This is a genomic window from Paraburkholderia sp. GAS42 (assembly GCF_050436565.1).
GTDB lineage: Bacteria > Pseudomonadota > Gammaproteobacteria > Burkholderiales > Burkholderiaceae > Paraburkholderia.
On record NZ_JBNDML010000011.1, the window covers coordinates 164,956 to 187,264 of the forward strand.

The following is a 22,309-nucleotide window of genomic DNA, read 5'->3' on the forward strand; positions in this document are numbered from 1 at the left end:
ACGCACGCGTTGAGCAGTTTCCCGTTCAACGCGTGCGTTTGTTTTTTCAGGCTGGAAAGGCCCTTGTTGCGCGCAGCAGTATCAGGCCACCATCGCCGGCGCGGCGGCCAGCGAAGGCGCCTGTCTGCGCCGCTCGCTCGTCGGCGCGGTGCCGAAGGCGTCGCGATAGCTCTTCGAGAAGTGGCACGCCGACTGGAAGCCGCACGCCATCGTGATATGCATGATCGACATGTCGGTCTGCAACAGCAACTCACGCGCGCGCCGCAGGCGCAGCGTCAGATAATAATGCGTGGGCGTCATCCCGAGATGCTCGCGGAACAGGCGCTGCAACTGCCGTTGTGACATGCCCGCGAGCCGCGCGAGTTCTTCGCGCGACAGCGGCTCTTCGATGTTGTTCTCCATCAGCGCGATCACTTCGAAGAGTGACTTGTTGGCCGAGCCGAGCCGCGCGACCAGCGGCATTTTCTGTTGCGCGCTGGTATCGCGCACATGTTCGACGATGAACTGCTCGGCGATCTGCGTGACCCGCGCAGTGCCTACGCGCGGCGCAATCAGGTTCAGCATCATGTCGAGCGGCGCGACGCCGCCGGTGCAGGTGACGCGATCGCGGTCGATCACGAACAGTTCTCTCAGAAAGCGCGTGTCGGGAAACTCTTCCTTGAGCGCCGACATGTTCTCCCAGTGAATCGCGCACGCGTAGCCGGCCAGCAAACCGGCGCGCGCCAGTGCATACGTGCCCGTGCACAGGCTGCCGAGCACGCTACCCATGCGGGCGAAGCGGCGCAATGCGGAGAGGTGTGCGGGCGTGGTGGCGCGCTGCACGTCGATGCCGCCGACCACAAACACGATATCCGGCTGGCCGACGCATTCGACCGGCCCGGTGTCGACCGACAGCCCGTTGCTCGCCATCACCGGCCCGCCTTCGGGGCTCACGATCGACCAGCGATAAAGCGTTTGCCCCGTCAGGTAGTTCGCCATGCGCAGGACTTCGATGGCGTTGGTGAACGCGATCATCGTGAAGTTGGGCACCGGCATGAATGCGAAATGCGACAGCGACGCAGTGCGATCGGTGGACATGGGAGGAATGATTCCTTCGAATCTGTAATATCGCGTCGCCGTGGGGAAGCGGCGACTCCTGCGATTTTGAGGACTAGGGCAACTACCGTGCCATCGGGCTAAACCCTCGGTTGCGCGCGGATCGCGCTGGGATCGCCGGGCAGGCAGCACCACAACAGCGCTGCTGCCGCGCCGATACGCACCTGAACTGCGCACGACGATCAGCTGCAGTGCAACATCAGCCCGGTCGTTCGAAAACCGGTTGCGGCGACGCTGATGGCGACTTGTCGAAAAAGGTCGCGCATGGCGGAAAAGGCAAAGAACGCGTCTGAATTCATAAATTGACGTGCGTGCCGAGCGTCAAGAATAGAAGCCATGCAGACCGGTTGCGGCAGGGTTTCAAGGCGGCTTCCGGCACTCGTTGACGGCTTGTTTCCTGAACTCACGGACCTTCCATGTCGAACCTGAATCCCTTCTTTGACGAATCGCTGGCGACGCGCGATACGGCGGTGCGCGGCGCCATCTTGAAAGAGCTCGAGCGCCAGCAGTCGCAAGTCGAGCTGATCGCGTCGGAAAACATCGTGTCGCGCGCGGTGCTCGAAGCGCAGGGCTCGGTGCTGACCAACAAGTATGCGGAAGGGTATCCGGGCAAGCGTTACTACGGCGGTTGCGAATACGTCGATGTGATCGAATCGCTCGCGATCGACCGGATCAAGCAGCTGTTCAACGTGAAATTCGCCAACGTGCAGCCGCATTCGGGCGCGCAGGCAAACGGCGCCGTGATGCTCGCGCTGCTGAAGCCGGGCGACACGGTGCTCGGCATGTCGCTCGACGCGGGCGGCCACCTCACGCACGGCGCGAAGCCGGCCCTTTCGGGCAAGTGGTTCAACGCGGTGCAATACGGCGTGAATCGCGACACGATGCTGATCGACTACGAGCAAATCGAGGAACTCGCGCACCAACATATGCCGGCGCTGCTGATCGCCGGCTTCTCGGCCTATCCGCGCGCTCTGGATTTTGCGCGGCTGCGTGCGATCGCCGACAGCGTCGGCGCGAAGCTGATGGTGGACATGGCGCACATCGCGGGCGTGATCGCGGCGGGCCGTCACCAGAATCCGGTCGAGCATGCGCACGTCGTCACGTCGACGACGCACAAGACGTTGCGCGGTCCGCGCGGAGGCTTTGTGCTGACGAATGACGAAGAGATCGCGAAGAAGATCAACTCCGCGGTGTTTCCAGGTTTGCAGGGCGGCCCGCTGATGCATGTGATCGCCGGCAAGGCGGTGGCGTTCGGCGAGGCGCTGCAACCCGGTTTCAAGACCTATATCGACAACGTGCTCGCCAATGCGCAGGCGCTCGGCGAAGTATTGAAGGCGGGCGGCGTCGATCTGGTGACGGGCGGCACCGACAACCACCTGCTGCTGGTCGACCTGCGGCCCAAGGGGCTCAAGGGCAACCAGGTCGAGCAGGCGCTGGAACGCGCCGGCATCACCTGCAACAAGAACGGCATTCCTTTCGATACCGAGAAACCGACGGTGACCTCCGGCATTCGCCTCGGCACGCCGGCCGGCACGACGCGCGGCTTCGGCGTAGCCGAGTTCCGCGACGTGGGCCGCCTGATCGTCGAAGTGCTCGACGCGCTGCGCGACCATACGGAAGGCCATGCCGCCACCGAACAACGCGTGCGCCGCGAGATTTTTGCGCTGTGCGAACGCTTTCCCATCTACTGAGCACGCCTGGAGCAAACGATGAGCACTCTGCACGACAACAGCATCATCATCGACGGTCTGAACATTTCGAAGTTCGAGCGCTCGGTGTTCGAAGATATGCGCAAGGGCGGCGTGACCGCGGTGAATTGCACGGTGTCCGTCTGGGAAAGCTTCCAGAAGACCGTCGACAACATCGCTGAAATGAAGCAGCAGATCCGCGAATACGGCGAGATCCTGACGCTCGTGCGCACCACGGACGACATTTACCGCGCCAAGAAAGAGAACAAGACCGGCATCATCTTCGGCTTCCAGAACGCGCACGCATTCGAGGACAACCTTGGCTATATCGAGGCGTTCAAGGACCTTGGCGTGAACGTGGTTCAGCTTTGCTACAACACGCAGAACCTGGTGGGCACGGGCTGTTATGAACGCGACGGCGGCCTGTCCGGCTATGGCCGCGAAGTGATTCAGGAGATGAACCGCGTCGGCATCATGGTCGATCTGTCGCACGTGGGCGGCAAGACCTCATCCGAAGCGATTGCCGCTTCGAACAAACCGGTGTGCTACTCGCACTGCTGCCCGTCGGGCCTGAAAGAACATCCGCGCAACAAGAGCGACGAACAGCTGAAAGAGATCGCGGACGCAGGCGGTTTCGTCGGCGTGACGATGTTCGCGCCGTTCCTGAAGCGCGGCCCGGACGCGACCGTCGAAGACTATATCGAGGCGATCGAATACGTGGTGAACCTGATCGGCGAAGATCAGGTGGGCATCGGCACGGACTTCACGCAGGGCTACAGCACCGAATTCTTCGACTGGATCACGCACGACAAAGGCCGTTATCGCCAGTTGACGAACTTCGGCAAGGTCGTGAATCCGGAAGGCATCCGCACGATCGGCGAGTTTCCGAACCTGACGGCGGCGATGGAACGCGCCGGCTGGAGCGAGACGCGTATCAAGAAGATCATGGGCGACAACTGGGTGCGGGTGTTCGGCAACGTGTGGAAGGTCTGATCTCCACTCGCTCACAAAAACCACCCACCTGACAACGGAGTCTCCCCATGCAACCTCAACTGCCCATCGATGTCGATCCGGACACCGGCGTCTGGACCACCGACGCGCTGCCGATGCTGTACGTGCCGCGCCATTTCTTCACGAACAACCATACCGCCGTCGAAGAAGCGCTCGGCCGCGACACGTATGCCGGGATTCTATATACGGCCGGCTACCGGTCCGCGTATTTCTGGTGCGACAAGGAAGCGAAGCAGCACGGCATTGCCGGCATGGCGGTGTTCGAGCATTACCTGAACCGTCTGTCGCAACGCGGCTGGGGTCTCTTCAAGATCACCGAAGCCGATCCGTCCAGCTCGCACGCGCGCATCGAACTGCATCACTCGTCGTTCGTGCTCGCGCAGCCGGGCAAGCAAGGCAAGCTTTGCTACATGTTCTCCGGCTGGTTCGCGGGCGCGCTGGACTGGGTCAACGACACGGCGCCGGATTCGGCACGTAAAGGTCCCCCGTCATATTCGAAAGAAGTGCAATGCGCGGCCGAAGGCCACGATCACTGCGTATTCGAAGTGTCGCCGCTGACGTCGTAACAGCACACGAAAACGCGCACAAAACACCGCAACAAGCCTGTTCATTCCGAGGGTCGATCGCGATGCGTTACCCGAATCTTTTCAAGCCTCTCACGCTGAACCAGCTGACCTTGCGCAACCGTATCGTCAGCACCGCGCACGCGGAGGTGTATGCGGAACCCGGCGGTTTGCCCGGCGACCGTTATATCCGTTACTACGAGGAGAAGGCGAAGGGCGGCGTCGGCCTCGCGGTGTGCGGCGGCTCGAGCCCGGTGTCGATCGACAGTCCGCAGGGCTGGTGGAAGTCGGTCAATCTGTCCACCGACAGGATTATCGATCCGCTCGCGCGCCTCGCCGAGGCGATGCACCGGCACGGCGCGAAGATCATGATTCAGGCGACGCATATGGGCCGCCGTTCGGCGTTTCACGGCGAGCACTGGCCGCATCTGATGTCGCCGTCCGGCGTGCGTGAGCCCGTGCACCGCGGCAACGCGAAGATTATCGAAGTGGAGGAGATTCGCCGCATCATCAGCGACTTCGCGGCCGCCGCGAAGCGCGTCAAGGATGCAGGGATGGACGGCATCGAAATCTCGGCCGCGCACCAGCATCTGATCGATCAGTTCTGGAGCCCGCGCACGAATTTCCGCACCGACGAATGGGGCGGCTCACTCGAAAACCGTTTGCGTTTCGGGACCGAAGTGTTGAAAGCGGTGCGCGAGGCGGTGGGCGCGGATTTCTGTATCGGTCTGCGCATGTGCGGCGACGAATTCCACGAAGACGGCCTCGATCACGAGCAGTTGAAAGAGATTGCCCAGGCGATGTCGGAAACCGGTCTGATCGATTACCTCGGCGTGATCGGTTCCGGCGCGGACACGCACAACACGCTGGCGAACTGCATGCCGCCGATGGCGCTGCCGCCCGAGCCCTTCGTGCATCTCGCGGCCGGCATCAAATCGGTCGTAAAGCTGCCGGTGATGCACGCGCAGAGCATCCGCGACGCGGGCCAGGCTGAACGTCTGCTCGCCAGCGGCATGGTCGATCTGATCGGCATGACGCGCGCGCAGATCGCCGATCCACATATGGTCATCAAGATTCGCGATGGCCGCGAAGATGAAATCAAGCAGTGCGTCGGCGCGAATTACTGTATCGACCGGCAGTACAACGGGCTGGATGTGCTGTGCGTGCAGAACGCGGCGACCTCGCGTGAAGCAACCATGCCGCACGTGATCGCGAAGACGCGGGGGCCGAAGCGCAAGGTGGTCGTGGTCGGCGCGGGTCCGGCGGGACTCGAAGCGGCGCGCGTGGCGAAGTCGCGCGGTCATGACGTGGTGCTGTTCGAGAAGAACGACTACGTCGGCGGCCAGATCATGCTGGCCGCGAAAGCGCCGCAGCGCGAGCAGATGGCGGGCATCGTGCGCTGGTTCGATATGGAAACCAGGCGCCTTGGCGTCGACCGCCGTCTTGGCGTTGCCGCCGATCAGGCCACCATCATGGCTGAGAACCCGGACATCGTCGTGCTGGCGACGGGCGGTTCGTCGTTCACGTCGCAAGTCGCCGCGTGGGGCGTTGAAGCAGGACTCGCGGTCAGTTCGTGGGATGTGCTGTCGGGCAAGGTCGAGCCGGGCAAGAACGTGCTGGTCTATGACGGCGTGAGCACGCATGCCGGTGCGGGGGTCGCCGACTTCATGTCGAGCCGCGGCTCGAACGTCGAGATCGTCACGCCCGATGTGAAAGTGGCCGATGACGTGGGCGGCACCACGTTCCCGATCTTCTATCGCCGCCTCTATGCGCAAGGCGTGATTCACACGCCGAACTACTGGCTCGACAAGGTCTACGAAGAGAACGGCAAAAAAATCGCCGTGATCCGCAACGAGTACACGGAAGAGCAGGAAGAGCGCGCGGTCGATCAGGTTGTGATCGAAAACGGCAGCACGCCGAACGACGCGTTGTACTGGGCGCTCAAGCCGGAGTCGGTCAATCGGGGCCAGGTGGACGTGCACAAGCTGTTCGCCTCCGAACCCCAGCCTTCGTTGAGCGAGGACCTTGGTAACGGCCGCTTCCTGCTGTTCCGCGTCGGCGACTGCATTTCGATGCACAACATTCACGGCGCGATTTACGACGCGCTGCGCCTTTGCAAGGATTTCTGACGATGAGCCCCGTGTTTGTCATCACTGTCCTGCTGTGGTTGTCGGTGGCCGGCCTCGCGTTCGCGCTGGCCAGACGCGCCGCTTACTGGCGCGAAGGTCGCGCGACGGCAGCGGGCGCATACGGCTGGGCCAATCTGCTTGCGATTCCGAAGCGCTATTTCGTGGACCTGCATCATGTGGTCGCGCGCGATCCGTACATCGCGAAGACGCACGTGGCGACCGCGGGCGGTGCGCTCCTCGCGATGGCGCTGGTGTTCGTCAACTACGGGCTCGTGATCTATTCGCCGTGGCTCGACAAACTGATCTTCCTCGCGGCACTCGTGATGCTGACGGGCGCGGTGTTCGTCTGGCGTCGGCGACATGGCGCGAAGGCGGTGCCGGCGCGGCTCTCGCGTGGGCCGTGGGATCGTCTGCCGCTGCTGCTCGGGTCGTTCGCGCTGGGTCTCGCGCTTTTTATCGCGCTGCCGGCGGCCGCGATGTCGGGTGCGCTCGCGGTGATCGTCGCGTTGTTGATCGGCGTGGGCGCGTTCACGATGACCTTCGGCGCCGCGCGCGGCGGTCCGATGAAGCATGCGCTCGCCGGGCTCCTGCATCTCGCGTTTCATCCGCGCCAGGAGCGTTTTGCCGGGCGCAACGATCACGACATCGTGCCGCCGACCGCGCTGAAGGCGCCGCTGCTCGACGCAAAAGATTATGGCGTCAGCAAGCCGGTTGAGTTTCGCTGGAACCAGTTGCTGAGCTTCGACGCGTGCGTGCAGTGCGGCAAGTGCGAAGCGGCGTGCCCCGCGTTCGCCGCCGGTCAGCCGCTCAATCCGAAGAAGCTGATCCAGGACCTCGTTACCGGGATGGTGGGCGGCACGGACGCCGCGTACGCGGGCAGCCCGACGCCCGGCATTCCGGTCGGCCAGCACAGTGGGGCGCCGGGCAAGCCGTTGATTTCGAGCCTCATCGAAGCGGATACGCTGTGGTCGTGCACGACCTGCCGCGCTTGCGTGCAGGAGTGCCCGATGTTGATCGAGCACGTCGATGCGATCGTGGACATGCGGCGCAACCAGACGCTGGTTGAAGGCAACGTGCCGGGCAAAGGGCCGATCACGCTCGCGAACCTGCGCGAGACCGGCAGCGCGAACGGCTACGACATTGGCGCGCGTTACGACTGGGCCGTCGATCTGCAGGTGCAGGTTGCGCAGCCGGGGCGTCCGGTGGACGTGCTGCTGATCGCCGGCGAAGGCGCGTTCGACATGCGTTATCAGCGCACGCTGCGCGCGCTGGTGAAGGTGCTGAACCGCGCGGGCATCGACTATGCGGTGCTCGGCGGTGTCGAAACCGATACCGGCGACACCGCACGGCGGCTCGGCGACGAAGCCACTTTCCAGCAGCTCGCGCACAAGCTGATCGGCACGCTGTCGCAGTACGCGTTCCGCAAGATCGTGACCGCCGACCCGCATGTGCTGCACAGCCTGCGTAATGAATATCGCGCGCTCGGCGGCTTCTACGAAGTGCAGCATCACACGGCGCTGATCGAGGAACTGGTTGCCAGCGGCAAGCTGTCGCCGCGCGCGGTCGCCGCATTCGCGGACCGCAAGATCACGTATCACGATCCGTGCTATCTGGGCCGCTATAACGGTGAAACGGAAGCACCGCGCCGCCTGCTGAAAACCATCGGCATCAACGTGATGGAAATGGAGCGCAACGGCATGCGCGGACGTTGCTGCGGGGGTGGCGGCGGTGCGCCGTTGACCGATATTCCCGGCAAGAAGCGCATTCCGGACATCCGTATCGACGACGCGCGCGCGGTCGGCGCTGACATCGTCGCGGTGGGTTGCCCGAATTGCACGGCGATGCTCGAAGGCGTGGTCGGCCCGCGTCCGGAAGTGCTCGACGTCGCCGAACTGGTTGCAGCGGCGCTGGAGTAACGCGATGAACAATCTCAAACGAATCGATCCGCGCCGGCCGTTCACGATCACGGCGGAAGGGCTCAAACGCATCACGGCCGGCGTTGCCGGTGCCGCGGGCTTGACCGGATTTCCCGCGCCCGGCTCCGCGCATCGCGAGCAGCCGAAGCCTCGCCGCACCACGGCCACGCCGCAGCGCGTGATGCTGGTCGCCGCGCACGCTGACCGTGGCGCGCTCGATGATCACGCACGCCAGGCGCTTGCCGCCGCGGCGCTGATCGCGGACGCACACACCGAAGTCGTGTTGCTGGTATTCGGTGAATTCACCGGCGACGCGGCCGCGCTCGGCGCCGACAAGCTGATCGAGTTGCCGATGTTCGACCGCCGCCGGTTTGCGCCGATCGACGCATTGAACGCACTGGCCGCGTGCATTGCGGCCTATGCGCCGGTGCACGTTTTTATGCCCGACAACGCAACCGGCGACGGCGATCTGGGCCGCCGTTATGCGGCTGCCGTCAATGCAAGCGTCGCGACGCATGTCGTCGAGATCGACGCGACGCATGTCGCGACTTACGTGCAGGCCAATAGTGCATTCGCCGCGCGTGGGTTGCCCGAGGTCGTTCTGCTCGCACCGCACGCGGTCGATCCGAAATTGCCGTTTATCGGCGCGGGCGAACGCGTGGTGTGGCGCTTCGACGGCGAGCCCGTGTCGTCCAAAGGCGTGGTGCGCGATCTCGGCATCGAGGAGATCGACGCTGCCCGGCTCGCATTGGAAGAAGCGGATTTCATCGTGTCGGCGGGCAACGGCGTCAGCGATGTCGCCGCGTTCGAGCGTCTGGCGAGCACGCTGGGCGCCGCGATCGGCGCAAGCCGCGTCGCCGTGGACGACGGCAAGTTCACGCGCGACAAGCAGATCGGCGCGACCGGTAAGACCGTCGAAGCGAGCGTCTATATCGCGTTCGGTATTTCCGGCGCGGTGCAGCATCTGCAGGGCATCAAGGATTGCCGGCACGTGATCGCCGTCAATCTCGACGCCAGCGCGCCGATCGCCAAACGCGCGAATCTGACCGTGATTGCCGACGCGCGGGAAACCATCGCGGCACTGACGGAAGCGGCGGCTGCTGCGCGCAGCGCGCGCGGCACGGGCGCTGCGCTGCTGGATTCCGCGGCCGTTGCCGAAGGAGCGCTCGTATGAAAATCGCCGTACTGGTTTCAGTGGGACGCCATCCGGTTAGCGGCACGGCGCGCTACAGCCGCAACGACGCCGCCGCGCTGGGCATCGCGCTGTCGCTCGCGAAAAAGCACGCCGCGACGCTCGACGTGCTGCATGCCGGCGACCCGTCGAATCCCGCGTTAAGCGAATATCTCGCGCTGGGCGCGCGCAGCGTCGAAGTGCTTGACCTGCCGTCGACGCCGGAACTGCAAACCGATGCGGCGCCGCCGCTGGCCGCGCGCCTGAAGGGCTACGACCTGGTGCTGACCGGGACCCGTGCCGAAGGCGCGTTTGACAGCGGCATGCTGCCGTATCGCGTCGCGAATGCGTTGGAGATTCCTTTGGTCGGCGCGGCCGTCGATCTGACGATTCGCGACGGTCGCGCCGAGATTCGCCAATTCATGCCGAAGGGTTTGCGCCGGCGGGTGGAGGTTGAGTTGCCTGCGCTGATCGCCGTGCATCCGATGGCAAACGCCGCGCCGGGTTACGCGTACGCACGCATGCGCGAAGGCGCGATCCGCGCGGTTCCGACGCAGGCCGCAGCCGATGCTGACCGCCTCGCCTGGAGCACCCGCCCGGCCACCGCCAGGCCCGTGCGCCTCGCCGCCGCCGAAAAGCGCTCCGGCCACGCCCGCATGCTCTCGGCGACCACGACGGAAAGCCGCGGCGGCAACGTCGTAATTGAAGGGAGTTCCGTCGAAAAAGCACAAGTGATCCTCGCGTATTTGCGCGAGCATCAACTCGTAGATTACTGATTTCCGGTTCCGGCCAGCATGCGACCAGGAGGGCCTGGCGCGGCGCCAGACGTGACACGCAACGGAGCACACAATGAAAGTTTCCGCAGACGTTCGCGCAATGATCGAACGCCGCAAAAGAGGCTATACGCTGGAAGCGCCGTTCTATACGAGCGAAGACATTTTCGCGCTCGATCTCGACGCGATCTTCCGGCAACACTGGATTCAGGTCGCGGTCGAGCCGGACGTGCCGGAGCCGGGCGATTACATCACGGTGGACATCGGCAACGATTCGATCCTGATCGTGCGCGACGACGACATGCAGGTGCGGGCGTTCCACAACGTGTGTCGCCATCGCGGCGCGCGGCTGTGCAATACCGACAAGGGTTCGCTCGGCAATATCGTGTGCCCGTACCACAGCTGGACCTACAGCCTGACCGGCGAGCTGATGTTCGCCGAACACATGGGCGATCAGTTCGACCGCTGCAAACATAGCCTGAAGACGGTGCACGTCGAGAACCTCTCCGGGCTGATTTTCATCTGCCTCGCCGACACGCCGCCCGCGGATTTCGCGGTGGTGCGCGCCGAAATGGAGCCGTATCTGTTGCCGCACGATCTGCAGAACTGCAAGATCGCGGCGTCGATCGACATCATCGAGGAAGGCAACTGGAAGCTGACGATGGAGAACAATCGTGAGTGCTATCACTGCGTCGCGAACCATCCCGAGCTGACCATTTCCCTGTACGAATACGGGTTCGGTTATCAACGCACGCCTGCTAACGAAGAGGGCATGGCCGCTTTTGAAGCGACCGTGGCACGCCGCACCGCGCAATGGGAAGCAATGAAGCTGCCGTCGGCGGAAATCGACCGGCTCGACGATCTTGTCACCGGCTTTCGCACGCAACGTTTGCCACTCGACCGCGACGGCGAATCGCAAACCATGGATGCGCGCGTGGCGTCGAAGAAACTGCTCGGCGGTTTCGAGCAGGCCGACCTCGGCGGGCTGTCGTTCTGGACACAGCCGAATTCATGGCATCACTTCATGAGCGACCATATCGTCAGCTTCTCGGTGATTCCACTGTCGGCCGGAAAAACGCTGGTGCGCACCAAGTGGCTTGTGCACAAGGACGCGCGCGAAGGCATCGACTACGACGTGAACAACCTGACAGCCGTATGGCGCGCGACCAACGACCAGGACCGCGCGCTCGTCGAGTACTCGCAGCGTGGCGCGAACAGCAGCGCGTATGAGCCGGGCCCGTACTCGCCGTTCACCGAAGGACTCGTCGAGAAATTCTGCGCGTGGTACATCGGTCGCATCGCGGATTACAGCAATGCGCCACACACCACGGATGCCGGCGACACGCCGGTTTCGCACGGCGAAAAAGTCGTGTCATTCAAGCGCTGAGCGCGACGCCGCAACCAGGAGCGGGAGAAAACAATGATGCGCGATCCGGCGACATTTCAGCTCAGTCCCGAAGCAGCTCCCAACCGCGTCACGCAGCCGCGGTTCTGGGAGACGTTGCCGGCGCGCTGGAACAGCGATGCCGACGACACGCTGGTGTGCTGCCAGGTCCGGCAGGAAACGCATGACGTCAAGAGCTTCTTCTTTCGTGCGCCGTCTGAACGGGTGTTCGTATTCGAGCCGGGGCAGTTCATTACTCTGGAGCTGGAGATCGACGGCGAGCCGGTGAATCGCTGCTATACGATCTCGTCGCCGCCTACGCGCCCGCACACTATTTCGATCACGGCGAAGCGCGTGCCGGGCGGCAAGGTGTCGAACTGGCTGCACGACAATCTACACCCCGGCATGCAGGTGCGTGTGCTGGGACCGTCCGGTGAATTCACCTGCGCGCGGCATCCGGCGCGCAAGTATCTGTATCTTTCGGCGGGCTCGGGTATCACACCGTTGATGTCGATGAGCCGCGCGCATCACGAACTCGGCGAAGACAGCGATATCGTGTTCGTGCACAGCGCCCGCACGCCGGACGACATCATTTTCGCGCGAGAACTCGATCTGATCGCATCGAATCAGGCCAGGTTCCGCACGGCGTTCGTTTGCGAACGGGTAGGCGCGCGCACGAACTGGCCAGGTGTCACCGGTTTTCTGACATTGCCGCTGCTCAAGCTGATCGCGCCGGATTTTCTGGAGCGGGAAATCTTCACCTGCGGGCCAGCGCCGTATATGCAGGCGGTGCGCAATCTGCTGGAAGAGGGCGGCTTCGACCGCGGTCACTATCACGAGGAAAGCTTCTCGTTCGAAACGGTCGGCGAAATAGTCAACGGAGCGGTCACGCAATTGACGACCGCGCCCGTGGCCGATGCGTTGCAGACGGCGGAGACTCTGGTCGACGCGCGGGAGCAGTCAGTTGGGTTCGCGCCCGATCCGGCACCGGTCAAAACGTCCGTCGAGACGGAGATCAGGTTCAAGGTCAGCTTCGCTAAAAGCAATCGCGAGATCGAATGCGGCAGCGGACAGCACGTGCTCGATGCGGCAAAGAAAGCCGGTGTGCGTCTGCCGGCGTCGTGCACGCAAGGCATGTGCGGCACCTGCAAGGTCAAGCTCGTGTCGGGCGAGGTCGCGATGAAGCACGCGGGCGGCATTCGTCAGCGGGAAATCGATCAGGGCATGGTGCTGCTTTGCTGCAGCAAGCCGCTGAGCGATCTGGTCGTCGATAAGTAAGACGGGAACACGGTGCATTAGCCGTTCGCCGGCGATGCAGGTCGCTTGCGGACAACTGGATGTCGGAAATCGGCGCTACCCGGCAATTCTGGCTGGTGATTCTAAATGCTCAATGGGTTGTCTGAACGGTGAACGGGAGAACGACGATGAGACTGATCAAAAAGATACTGGTGTTGAGCGCGATGAGCGCGGCGCTGGCGGCGAGCAGCGTGGGCGTGTCGGCGGATACGAAGCCGATCATCAAGATCGGCTACGTGGAAGGCTGGGACGATAGCGTGGCCACCTCGAACGTGGCCGCGCGCGTGATCGAGAAGCGCCTCGGCTATCAGGTGCAACTCGTGCCGGTCGCGGCCGGTGTGATGTGGCAGGGCGTGGCGCGCGGCGACCTCGACGCGACGCTGTCCGCCTGGCTGCCGGTCACGCACGGCGCGTACTGGAACAACTTCAAGGATAAGGTGGTCGACCTGGGCCCGAACTTCAACGACGCAAAAATCGGCCTGATCGTGCCGGAAAACGTCGACGTGAATGCACTCGGCGATCTGGAAGCGAAGAAGGCGGAGTTCGGCTCACGTATTGTCGGCATCGATGCCGGCGCGGGCGTGATGCAGAAAACCAGCGAAGCGATCAAGGCCTATAACCTCAACTATCAGTTGATGCCCAGTTCGGGCAGCGCGATGACCGCTGAACTGGCGCGCTCGGAAGCCGCTAACAAGCCGATCATCGTGACGGGTTGGAAGCCGCACTGGATGTTCGCGAAGTACAAGCTGAAATTCCTCGACGACCCGAAGAAAGTGTTCGGCGAAGCAGAACATGTGGATAGCGTCGTGAATCCAGAACTCGAGAAGAAGGCGCCGCCGGTCGTCGCGTTTCTCAAGAAGTTCCAATGGAAACCGGGCGAGATCGACAGCGTGATGCTGTCGACGCAGAACGGCGAGAAGCCGACCGCCGCCGCGGATGCGTGGATCAGCGCGCACGGCGATCGGGTGGATAGCTGGGTGAAGTGACGCGCTCGTTGCACTGACCGGGTTGCCTGCATTGCGGCAACTTCACTGGAGAAAGAGAAAACGCCGCTTTTTTAGCGGCGTTTTCGCTTATTGCAGCACGACGGTGCGATCGCCGTTGATGAACACGCGCCGCTCGATAAACGCCTTCACCGCGCGTGCGAGCGTGATGCATTCGACGTCGCGGCCGGTGGCGAGCAGCCGCTCCGGGCTGTACGAATGATCGACGCGTTCAACCACCTGTTCGATGATGGGACCTTCGTCGAGATCGTCGGTGACGAAATGCGCGGTCGCGCCGATCAGTTTGACGCCGCGCGTATGCGCCTGGTGATACGGCTTTGCGCCCTTGAAGCCGGGCAGAAACGAATGATGGATGTTGATCGCACGCGCAGCGAGTGCGCGGCTCGTTTCGCCCGAGAGAATCTGCATATAACGCGCAAGGATCATCAGTTCCGCGCCGGACGTCTCGAACAGATCGAGCAGGCGCGCCTCCTGTTGCGGCTTCGTCCCGGCGCTGATCGGAAGATGATGGAAGGGCAAGCCGTGCTGCCGCGCGAGCGGTTCGAGATCGCGATGATTCGAGCCGATGCCGACAATATTCATCTTCAGTTCGCCCATGCGCCAGCGGAACAGCAGATCGGCGAGACAGTGTTCGAGTTTCGACACCATGATCAGCACCTTCGGCCGCGTGCCGACGTCGTGCATCGCCCATGTCATCTGGAAGCGCTCGGCGATCGGTGTGAACTCGCGTTGCAGTGCCTGCATCTGCAGCGCTTCGTTGCGATCCACACCATGAAACACGCAGCGCACGAAGAAGCGCTCGCTGAGGTCGTCGTCGAAAACAGTGAGCTCGTCAATATAGCAATGATGTCGGTCGAGAAAGCCGACGACGGCGGCGACCTGGCCTGCTGCGCTCGGACACGCGACAGTCAGCACCAGTTGATCGGGACGGGGATCGGAAGACATGCACTCTCCACTCAGACTATAGGCGATGCCGCGGGGCGCGGCATGCATCGTCGAAGTAGAGCAAATCAGCCGTGCACGCGGATAGAAGCGAACCGCCGTCGCACTGGAACGGGAACGTCAGCGTGAAGTAACGCAGATATTCGTCGCTATGAGGTCGCGGCGCGACATATTCATGTCGCTTCAGGTCGAATCCTCATCAATCTGGACCCGTATTCTTGATCCGGCCGATGCAGGTATGCCGGACGGTGACATGTGCCGGCGTGAGTTTCAATCGAGAGCCACGAATCATTGCAGTCCGTCGTCAACAGTTGCACCCGGTCTCAGCCGTTTTCGAACTGCCCGTCATGCGAGAAGCGCCGCGCGCCGTTACACGTCACGCAGTGGGAATCGCTTTTTCCAACGAAATCTGCAGGCAAAGAGCAGGGGAGAATTAGATGAAGAAGAGCCATACCGTCTGCCTTTCGGGACTCACCCTCGCGGCCGGTGCCATTTGCGCGCCAGCGGCGGTCCATGCACAAAGCAGTGTCATTCTGTATGGGATTGTGGATGCCGGCATCACTTACGTGAACAATGCCGGTGGCGCGCATCAGGTCAAATTCGACGACGGCATTTCATACGCCAACCGGATCGGCTTCAAAGGCGTTGAAGAACTCGGTGGCGGTATGCAAGCCGTGTTCGTGCTTGAATCGGGTTTCCACCTGGGTAACGGGCAACTCGGATTCGGCGGTGCTGAATTTGGACGTCAGGCATATGTGGGCATCAAGAACGCATGGGGCACGCTCTCGCTAGGAAACCAGCTCGACATGACCGAGGAGTTCGTCTACCTGTACAACATTTCCTCATGGGCGAGCGGCTATGCGATTCACCAGGGCGACTTCGACCGCATGAACGGCGATCGCCTGCCGAACTCGGTCAAGTTTTTGTCGAATGACTTTGCTGGCTTTACCTTCGGCGGCATGTACTCGTTCGGTAATACCGCCGGCAACTTCCATCAGAAAAGCGCGTGGAGCGTCGGCGCACATTACGATCACGGCCCGTTCAACATGGGCGCGGCCTATACCCAGTTGAACGACCCGTACGGCATCTATGCGTTCGATCCGTACGCGATGATCGGCACGCGCACCTTCCTCGGCCAGCCGACTGTTTCCGTCGATCCGGCAACGGGCGCGGTGACGGATCTGTACAGCTCGTCCGCGTTCCCGGTTGACAGGCAGGGCGCATTTGCGGTCGGCGCGGCCTATACGATCGGCGACCTGATGCTCTCCGGCGACTTCACCTACACGACCATCAAGGGTTTCGGCCAAAGCTCGCACATGCAGGTGTATGAGGCGGGCGCGTCGTACAACTTCACGCCGGCGCTGGTGCTGTATGGTGGCTATCAGCACACCCGCTTTGAGGCCAACCACTGGAACCAGGGTTCGCTTGCGCTGCATTACCTGTTGTCCAAACGCACCGACGTCTATCTCTCGGGCGATTATTTGCGCGCTTCCGATGGCGTGAATGCGGTGATCGGCTACAGTTTCACGCCTTCGTCGTCAAGCACGCAGGCCGATGTGCGGATCGGCATGCGGCACTCGTTCTAACGAAATGGCGCGGGCCGTCGAGGCTCGCGATAACATCATCGATGTCAGGTGATGGGGCAATCGGGTTCGCGTATGCGCATCTGCGATGCGACGATTGTCCCTCTTGATGCGCCTGCAGATAACGTCACGCCTGACGAAAGCACGAAAGCACGCAAGCACGAAAGCGTTTTACGCCTGGTACATCAAGCTGCAATCGAACGACACCTGACTTCCCCGACCTTCATTAGCTTCTCGCCTCGACATAAGGACAGGCGAGAGAATACGGCACCATTGCGGTATTCAAGATGAATTAGATAACAATGGTTATCAGTTAAGATCATGCGGTTTGAGGCGCGCAGCGGTTGCGCGCCGGTTACTGCAAGGAAGCTCATGGTTGTTGCATCGCTCACCCTCACATGCCTCGCGCTCGCGACGCTCTTCGTCGCCGCTTTGCCCATCCTGCTGTATCGCCGTTTCCGCACGCCGCTGGCGCTTGACCGCCGCGACGCGATCGCCGGCATTGCCGTCTTCGCGTTCTTCGCGATGGTGATCGAAAGGGCGCTGAACGCATTTGTGCTTCAGCAAAACGAGGCCACGGCCACGCTGTTATCGAATCCGGTCGTGTTTCTGATTTACGGCGCGTTCGCGGCCGGCATCTGCGAGGAAACCGGACGCTTCATCGCGATGCGGTTGCTGCTGAAGCGCGCGTTGAGGAAGGCATCACCATCGGCTGGCACGGACGGCACCGCGCTGTCCTATGGACTCGGTCACGGCGGCGCCGAAGCGTGGCTCGTCGGCGTGCTGGTGCAGGTGCAGTGGATCGTGTTCGCGGTCTTTGAAAATCGCGGTGAACTCGGCGCGCATCTCTCGAATGTGCCGGCCGAATCGCTCATGCGTATTCATCTGGTTCTCGCGAGCCTGTCACCGGCGACGGCGGGCATTTTCGCGCTCGAACGCGTGGCGGCGCTGGTGTTCCAGATCGCGTTGTCGGTGCTGATGTGGCGCGGCGTGCGGGCAGGGTGGCGCTGGATTCTGCCGCTCGCCATCGTCGCGCATGCGGCGGTTGATCTGCCGGCGGCCCTGTTTCAGGCGCGTCTCTTGCCGCTTGTCGCGGTCGATGGCATCTATGTACTCGTGGCGGTCGGCGTTGCGGGTATGCTGATCAAGGTGTTCCGCCGCCCGGCGCGCCCTGCTCATTCACCCCAATAATCACCTGAAGCCCTCGGCCAGTAACGATGGAAGTCTATCAATACGACTGCGCAAGCCCCGACTTCGAGCAACTGGCGCGTGTGATCAGCGACCTGTTCCCGGAGCAGACCCAGTTCATCGAGCGTCCCGCGGACAACGGCACGCCGGTGCTGACCGTGCTCTGGGTCGCGATGCGCTTCGGTTCGACCGCGCGACGCATCACGATGAGCGTCGTGATCACACCGGCCGCGCTCGCGCGCTATCGGGCGACGCCGGCGCGTCTGCGTGACCGCAGCTTCGCGGTGTTGCGCGCGTATGTGGAAGCGACGCTCGGGTCGCTCGAGGAGATGTACGCGAACGGCGAGGCCGTGCCGCGTGAAGTCACGGTCGACCTGGGCGATGAATTCGCGTGAACTTGATGAAATGTCGTTGACCGCGGATCGTGCCGCTCAATCCGCGAGGCGATAAACCTTCGCGAAGCGCGCGGCCTGAACGACCCCGTAATCGCCCGGCGCGTATTGCATGATCCAGTCGCCTGCGGTGCCGCGCAGCACATCGCCGCCCGCTGCGGTACGCGCCATCGAAAATGGCGCGTCCATCTGTTTCGCCAGCACGACGGCCGGACGATTGCGATACAGGCCCGCGTCGCCGTGCGCCAGCGACGCCGCTGCCGGTAGATATTTCGCATCGAAACGTTCACGCGACACCACCCAGCGATCGCCGGTCGAACCGGTGATCAGCGCATCGCCGCGCGTGTAGCGGTTCGGGCCTTCGAGGCTCATCAGTTCGCCGTCGCCAGGCGCGAATTCGACGCAGACAGTTTCGTCCTTGACGTAGCGTTGCGCTGCCGGATCAATGCGGAGGTCGATATTCTTCAGTTCGATCATGACTTCGGTTGCCGTAAGGCTGGTAAGGGTGCGGGGCAGCGGGCTGCAAGGTCGCAAGGGTAGCGCGAAAGCCTGCGCTCTGCATCTATGAGTGATATCGCGCGCGCCAGGAACAGAAACAGAAACGCCCGCCGGTGAGGAAGGCGGGCGTTTCTGCTGCTTATATAGCCTGCGCTGCGTGCGCCGACTGAATCGCCACAGGTCAGCAATAAAACCTTACGGCTTGACGGTCTCGTCATCCGGTGCGGCGTTTTTCTTCCCCTTGCCACCGTGATGCCCTGCGGCGTGCGACGGATGATGGAAGGTCGTATCGGCGAGCTTTTTCTGATCCGGCGAGAGGCTGTTGTAGAGCGGTTCGAACGCATCGACCAGCTTCTTCGTGCCGTCCGCGTGGGCGGTTGCGATGGCCGAATACTGCTTCATGTCATCGAGCGCGGACTGGTTCGGATGCGCCATGCGTTGCTCGTACAGACCCGACATCGTCTGGCCGTTCGTACGCATTACATCAGCGAAGGCTTTCCATTGCGGTTCCTGCTGCGGCGTGATTTTCAGCTGCGTATGCAGGTACGTAATGCGCTGTTCGACGCGCTGTTCATAACGCGCCGCGCCCGAAGCGGGAGCGGGCGCAGCGGCCGGTGCCGATGCCGCGCTGGCGGGTGCCGCGGTTTGCGCAAATGCGCCGCTCATCGCCAGCGTGGAGGCGAGTATAACGAGAGTTTTTTTCATCGAGACTCCTGATGTCTGTTCGTATCGGGCTCAGGCGCACCGTGCCTCGACGGGCCTCCCGTGTGCGCTTCACCGTGGGCGCTATTAGTATCACGATATCTGCGCATACCGACCGGTTTGCCACAACTACTTACAACCGAAACGAACAGGAAATAGCGCGTGGATAAATTCGTCAGCATGGAGATCTTCGTGGCCGTCGTCGAGGCAGGCAGCCTGACGGCCGCCGCCGAGCGCTTCGACATTTCGTCGGCGATGGTCGGCAAGCACATCCGCTCGCTCGAAACGCGGCTCGCGACGCGCCTGCTGACCCGCACGACGCGCCGTCAGAGCCTCACCGAAATCGGCCGTCAATACTATGAGCAGTGCCGGCGGATTCTCGCGGAAGTGCAGTCGGCGGAGTCGCTGGCCGAGGCGATGACGGCAGCGCCGCGCGGCGTGCTGAAGGTGACCGTGCCGCTGACGTACGGCGTCGAGGTGTTCTCACCCGCGATGACTGACTATCTCAGCGCGTGGCCTGACGTCAGTCTCGAACTCGATGTGTCGAACCGGATTGTCGATCTCGTCGACGAAGGCTTCGATGCGGCCGTGCGCATCGGCGAACTGCCGGATTCGAGCTTCGTCGCGCGGCCGCTCAAGCCTTACCGGATGCGCGCGTGCGCGTCGCCCGAATACCTCGCGCGGATGGGCACGCCGCGCTCGCCTGCCGATCTCGAACGGCACGAATGCCTCGGTTTTCTGCACTGGGGACGCGAAGGGCAGTGGCGGCTCGACGGCCAAGCCGACTGCGCGAACCCGTTGCGGGCGGGACGTTTTCGCGCGAACAACGGTCAGGCGCTGAAGGTGGCCGCGTTGCGCGGCTTCGGGCTCGTGCTGCAACCGGAAGCGTTGCTGGCAAGAGAGATCGAAAGCGGGCAACTGGTGGCGGTGCTGGATGAGTACCTGCCGGAAGGCGCGCCCGTGCATCTGATCTATTCACGCGACCGGCGTGCGACACCGAAGCTGACGACGTTCATCGATTTCGTCATCGAGCGGTTTGGTGCGTGACATCGCGCGTGACATTGTGCGGCGGCAGGCGATAATCCGTGCGTGCCTCGTGCGCATATGAAGCCGCCCATTCCTTCAACGTGAAAATTCACTATCGATGAGACCACCGCGCCTCGACCAGCTCGACGACCTCGACCGGAACCTGGTTGCCCTTCTGCAGGAAAACGCCCGCGAGAGCGTGGCGAATCTCGCGCGCCAGCTGGGCGTCGCGCGCACCACGGTGATCGCGCGCATCGCGCGGCTCGAAAAGACAAACGTGATCGCGGGATATAGCGTGCGGCTCGGCCAGGACGTACTCGACGCAAGCATCTACGCTTATGTCGGCATCATCATCGCGCCGAAGTACGGGCCGGATGTGCAGAAACGGCTCGGCAAAATGCCCGAGGTGCAATTGCTGTGCGCGGTGAGCGGCGAGTTCGATTATGTCGCGTGGCTGCGGGCCGATTCGCCGGATCGCCTGAACGATATGCTCGATCAGATCGGCGGGCTGGAAGGCGTCGAGCGCACCACGACGTCGATCATTCTCGCGCGGAAGATTGATCGGGGGATGCCGCACGGCTAGGTCCACGCGGTCTTCAATCCCGAGTCGCATTTACGCGGTTTTAACGCGTTTTCGTCACATTGGCTTCGATGTTCGTCATTTCGACGAAATTCGCCGTCATAACGCAGCATTTTGTGTCTGTCATTCGAACGCACCTCTCCATAAACTGTATCCCAAGGGCTCGGCTCATCGCGCGCTGCGTCAGGCGCAGCGCGCCTTCGAAGCCGTCGACCACAAGCACAGTTCACACAGAAAAAGGAGAAGCGCATGAAAGTTGCCATCGTCGGTGCCGGTCTGATCGGCCACACCATTGCCCATATGCTTCGTGAAACCGGCGACTACGAAGTCGTCGCGTTCGACCGCGATCAACATGCGCTCGACAAGCTCGCCGCACAGGGCATTCCGACCCACCGTGTCGACTCCGGCGACGCCGCCGCGTTACGCGCCGCGGTGCAGGGTTTCGATGCGCTCATCAACGCGCTGCCGTACTACCTCGCGGTGAACGTCGCGGCGGCGGCGAAGGGCGCGGGCGTCCACTATTTCGACCTGACCGAAGACGTGCGCGCAACCCACGCGATCCGCGCGATCGCCGATGACGCCGAGCACGCCTTCATGCCGCAGTGCGGTCTCGCGCCGGGCTTTATCGGCATCGCCGCGCACGAGCTGGCGAACCGCTTCACCGAAATCCGCGACGTCAAGATGCGCGTCGGCGCACTGCCCGAATTCCCGACCAATGCGCTGAAATACAACCTGACGTGGAGCGTCGACGGCCTGATCAACGAGTATTGCCAGCCCTGCGAAGCGATCCGCGACAGCCGCACGCAATGGGTGCAGCCGCTCGAAGGCCTCGAACATTTCTCGCTCGACGGCACCGAATACGAAGCCTTCAACACGTCCGGCGGCCTTGGCACGCTGTGCGAAACGCTGTCGGGCCGCGTCGAGACGCTCGACTACAAGTCGGTCCGGTATCCGGGCCACCGCGACCTGATGCAGTTCCTGCTCGAAGACCTGCGTCTGGCCTCGGATCGCGACACACTGAAGTCGATCATGCGCCGCTCGATCCCCGCGACCGCACAGGACGTCGTGCTGATCTTCATCACCGTGTCCGGCATGCGCGATGGTCAACTGGTACAGGAAGTGTTCACGCGCAAGATCTTCGCGAAGACGGTCTGCGGTGTGCCGATGAGCGCGATCCAGATCACGACTGCCGGCGCGATGTGCGCGGTACTCGATCTGTTCCGCGAGAAGAAGCTGCCGCAAAAGGGTTTCGTGCGTCAGGAGCAGGTCTCGCTGCGCGAGTTCCTCGCTAACCGCTTCGGGCAACTCTACGAAGGGCAGGCGCTGCACGAAGCGACGGCGACCGTTTAAGCCATCCGTCGCATGCGC

The 22,309-nt window shown here is 62.7% G+C and carries 21 protein-coding genes; 16 read left to right on the forward strand and 5 right to left on the reverse strand.

Translation table 11 applies throughout. From position 1 onward, the window contains the following. Positions 1–81: 81 nt before the first annotated feature. Positions 82–1,077 carry a GlxA family transcriptional regulator gene (locus P3T16_RS18075; RefSeq protein ID WP_429258870.1) on the reverse strand — a complete coding sequence of 332 codons (996 nt, stop codon included), beginning with the start codon at positions 1,075–1,077 and terminating at the stop codon, positions 82–84. A 200-nt stretch (positions 1,078–1,277) separates the two neighbouring features. Continuing rightward, the gene (locus P3T16_RS18080) at positions 1,278–1,502 is read right to left on the reverse strand and encodes a hypothetical protein (protein WP_429343298.1); all 225 of its coding nucleotides are present in this window, start codon (positions 1,500–1,502) and stop codon (positions 1,278–1,280) included. 9 nt (positions 1,503–1,511) lie between these two features. Between P3T16_RS18080 and P3T16_RS18085 the strand changes: the two genes are divergently transcribed. The 10 genes from P3T16_RS18085 (at position 1,512) to P3T16_RS18130 (ending at position 14,012) form a co-directional block, all read left to right on the forward strand. After that, the gene (locus tag P3T16_RS18085) at positions 1,512–2,786 is read left to right on the forward strand and encodes a serine hydroxymethyltransferase (RefSeq protein ID WP_429343299.1); all 1,275 of its coding nucleotides are present in this window, start codon (positions 1,512–1,514) and stop codon (positions 2,784–2,786) included. Positions 2,787–2,804: 18 nt separating this feature from the next. After that, entirely contained in the window at positions 2,805–3,776 is a 972-nt protein-coding gene (locus P3T16_RS18090) for a dipeptidase (RefSeq protein WP_429343300.1), read from the forward strand. A gap of 47 nt (positions 3,777–3,823) precedes the next feature. Further along, a complete protein-coding gene (locus tag P3T16_RS18095; protein ID WP_429258867.1) occupies positions 3,824–4,360 on the forward strand; it encodes a DUF5943 domain-containing protein in 537 nt (178 codons plus the stop codon). A 62-nt stretch (positions 4,361–4,422) separates the two neighbouring features. Beyond that, the gene (locus tag P3T16_RS18100) at positions 4,423–6,486 is read left to right on the forward strand and encodes an FAD-dependent oxidoreductase (RefSeq protein ID WP_429343301.1); all 2,064 of its coding nucleotides are present in this window, start codon (positions 4,423–4,425) and stop codon (positions 6,484–6,486) included. A 2-nt stretch (positions 6,487–6,488) separates the two neighbouring features. Further along, positions 6,489–8,402 (forward strand): (Fe-S)-binding protein, encoded by a 1,914-nt coding sequence (locus P3T16_RS18105; RefSeq protein ID WP_429343302.1) that lies wholly within the window; start codon positions 6,489–6,491, stop codon positions 8,400–8,402. 4 nt (positions 8,403–8,406) lie between these two features. Continuing rightward, complete coding sequence (locus tag P3T16_RS18110) at positions 8,407–9,576, forward strand: electron transfer flavoprotein subunit alpha/FixB family protein (protein ID WP_429343303.1); 1,170 nt, start codon at positions 8,407–8,409, stop codon at positions 9,574–9,576. After that, positions 9,573–10,349: an electron transfer flavoprotein subunit beta/FixA family protein gene (locus P3T16_RS18115; protein ID WP_429343304.1), complete on the forward strand. Its 777-nt coding sequence runs from the start codon at positions 9,573–9,575 to the stop codon at positions 10,347–10,349. The genes P3T16_RS18110 and P3T16_RS18115 overlap by 4 nt, the downstream gene beginning before the upstream one ends. Positions 10,350–10,422: 73 nt before the next feature. Beyond that, positions 10,423–11,733 (forward strand): aromatic ring-hydroxylating oxygenase subunit alpha, encoded by a 1,311-nt coding sequence (locus tag P3T16_RS18120; protein WP_429343305.1) that lies wholly within the window; start codon positions 10,423–10,425, stop codon positions 11,731–11,733. A 33-nt stretch (positions 11,734–11,766) separates the two neighbouring features. Further along, entirely contained in the window at positions 11,767–13,008 is a 1,242-nt protein-coding gene (locus P3T16_RS18125) for a 2Fe-2S iron-sulfur cluster-binding protein (RefSeq protein WP_429343306.1), read from the forward strand. Between the two features lie 146 nt (positions 13,009–13,154). Beyond that, on the forward strand, positions 13,155–14,012 hold the full coding sequence (locus tag P3T16_RS18130; protein ID WP_429343307.1) for a glycine betaine ABC transporter substrate-binding protein: 858 nt from the start codon (positions 13,155–13,157) through the stop codon (positions 14,010–14,012). Positions 14,013–14,099: 87 nt separating this feature from the next. Here P3T16_RS18130 and purU read toward each other — a convergent pair whose 3' ends face one another. Beyond that, the gene (purU, locus tag P3T16_RS18135) at positions 14,100–14,975 is read right to left on the reverse strand and encodes a formyltetrahydrofolate deformylase (RefSeq protein WP_429258859.1); all 876 of its coding nucleotides are present in this window, start codon (positions 14,973–14,975) and stop codon (positions 14,100–14,102) included. A gap of 434 nt (positions 14,976–15,409) precedes the next feature. On the opposite strand from purU, the gene P3T16_RS18140 reads away from it, so the two are divergent. From P3T16_RS18140 to P3T16_RS18150, 3 genes are all read left to right on the forward strand, one after another. Continuing rightward, the gene (locus P3T16_RS18140) at positions 15,410–16,558 is read left to right on the forward strand and encodes a porin (RefSeq protein WP_429343308.1); all 1,149 of its coding nucleotides are present in this window, start codon (positions 15,410–15,412) and stop codon (positions 16,556–16,558) included. 369 nt (positions 16,559–16,927) lie between these two features. Next, entirely contained in the window at positions 16,928–17,746 is an 819-nt protein-coding gene (locus P3T16_RS18145; protein ID WP_429343309.1) for a YhfC family intramembrane metalloprotease, read from the forward strand. Between the two features lie 26 nt (positions 17,747–17,772). Next, positions 17,773–18,138: a DUF3022 domain-containing protein gene (locus P3T16_RS18150; protein WP_429343310.1), complete on the forward strand. Its 366-nt coding sequence runs from the start codon at positions 17,773–17,775 to the stop codon at positions 18,136–18,138. Positions 18,139–18,174: 36 nt separating this feature from the next. Here the strand turns inward: P3T16_RS18150 and P3T16_RS18155 are convergent, their stop codons facing one another. Both P3T16_RS18155 and P3T16_RS18160 read right to left on the reverse strand, forming a co-directional pair. Beyond that, positions 18,175–18,612 (reverse strand): PGDYG domain-containing protein, encoded by a 438-nt coding sequence (locus tag P3T16_RS18155; RefSeq protein ID WP_429343311.1) that lies wholly within the window; start codon positions 18,610–18,612, stop codon positions 18,175–18,177. A gap of 216 nt (positions 18,613–18,828) precedes the next feature. Continuing rightward, entirely contained in the window at positions 18,829–19,338 is a 510-nt protein-coding gene (locus tag P3T16_RS18160) for a Spy/CpxP family protein refolding chaperone (RefSeq protein ID WP_429343312.1), read from the reverse strand. Positions 19,339–19,497: 159 nt separating this feature from the next. On the opposite strand from P3T16_RS18160, the gene P3T16_RS18165 reads away from it, so the two are divergent. The 3 genes from P3T16_RS18165 (at position 19,498) to P3T16_RS18175 (ending at position 22,291) form a co-directional block, all read left to right on the forward strand. After that, positions 19,498–20,382, forward strand: coding sequence for a LysR family transcriptional regulator (locus P3T16_RS18165; protein ID WP_429343313.1), 885 nt, complete (start codon positions 19,498–19,500; stop codon positions 20,380–20,382). A gap of 97 nt (positions 20,383–20,479) precedes the next feature. After that, complete coding sequence (locus tag P3T16_RS18170) at positions 20,480–20,944, forward strand: Lrp/AsnC family transcriptional regulator (RefSeq protein ID WP_429343314.1); 465 nt, start codon at positions 20,480–20,482, stop codon at positions 20,942–20,944. Positions 20,945–21,190: 246 nt separating this feature from the next. Further along, positions 21,191–22,291 (forward strand): saccharopine dehydrogenase C-terminal domain-containing protein, encoded by a 1,101-nt coding sequence (locus P3T16_RS18175; protein WP_429258851.1) that lies wholly within the window; start codon positions 21,191–21,193, stop codon positions 22,289–22,291. The last annotated feature ends 18 nt before the right edge of the window (positions 22,292–22,309 follow it).

Coding starts and splice junctions, on each gene's coding strand:
- P3T16_RS18085 (WP_429343299.1), top strand. CDS start 1,512: ATGTCGAACCTGAATCCCTTCTTTGACGAATCGCTGGCGACGCGCGAT.
- P3T16_RS18090 (WP_429343300.1), top strand. CDS start 2,805: ATGAGCACTCTGCACGACAACAGCATCATCATCGACGGTCTGAACATT.
- P3T16_RS18170 (WP_429343314.1), top strand. CDS start 20,480: ATGAGACCACCGCGCCTCGACCAGCTCGACGACCTCGACCGGAACCTG.
- P3T16_RS18115 (WP_429343304.1), top strand. CDS start 9,573: ATGAAAATCGCCGTACTGGTTTCAGTGGGACGCCATCCGGTTAGCGGC.
- P3T16_RS18175 (WP_429258851.1), top strand. CDS start 21,191: ATGAAAGTTGCCATCGTCGGTGCCGGTCTGATCGGCCACACCATTGCC.
- P3T16_RS18150 (WP_429343310.1), top strand. CDS start 17,773: ATGGAAGTCTATCAATACGACTGCGCAAGCCCCGACTTCGAGCAACTG.
- P3T16_RS18120 (WP_429343305.1), top strand. CDS start 10,423: ATGAAAGTTTCCGCAGACGTTCGCGCAATGATCGAACGCCGCAAAAGA.
- P3T16_RS18140 (WP_429343308.1), top strand. CDS start 15,410: ATGAAGAAGAGCCATACCGTCTGCCTTTCGGGACTCACCCTCGCGGCC.
- P3T16_RS18095 (WP_429258867.1), top strand. CDS start 3,824: ATGCAACCTCAACTGCCCATCGATGTCGATCCGGACACCGGCGTCTGG.
- P3T16_RS18130 (WP_429343307.1), top strand. CDS start 13,155: ATGAGACTGATCAAAAAGATACTGGTGTTGAGCGCGATGAGCGCGGCG.
- P3T16_RS18100 (WP_429343301.1), top strand. CDS start 4,423: ATGCGTTACCCGAATCTTTTCAAGCCTCTCACGCTGAACCAGCTGACC.
- P3T16_RS18125 (WP_429343306.1), top strand. CDS start 11,767: ATGATGCGCGATCCGGCGACATTTCAGCTCAGTCCCGAAGCAGCTCCC.
- purU (WP_429258859.1), bottom strand. CDS start 14,975: ATGTCTTCCGATCCCCGTCCCGATCAACTGGTGCTGACTGTCGCGTGT.
- P3T16_RS18110 (WP_429343303.1), top strand. CDS start 8,407: ATGAACAATCTCAAACGAATCGATCCGCGCCGGCCGTTCACGATCACG.
- P3T16_RS18160 (WP_429343312.1), bottom strand. CDS start 19,338: ATGAAAAAAACTCTCGTTATACTCGCCTCCACGCTGGCGATGAGCGGC.
- P3T16_RS18145 (WP_429343309.1), top strand. CDS start 16,928: ATGGTTGTTGCATCGCTCACCCTCACATGCCTCGCGCTCGCGACGCTC.
- P3T16_RS18155 (WP_429343311.1), bottom strand. CDS start 18,612: ATGATCGAACTGAAGAATATCGACCTCCGCATTGATCCGGCAGCGCAA.
- P3T16_RS18075 (WP_429258870.1), bottom strand. CDS start 1,077: ATGTCCACCGATCGCACTGCGTCGCTGTCGCATTTCGCATTCATGCCG.
- P3T16_RS18105 (WP_429343302.1), top strand. CDS start 6,489: ATGAGCCCCGTGTTTGTCATCACTGTCCTGCTGTGGTTGTCGGTGGCC.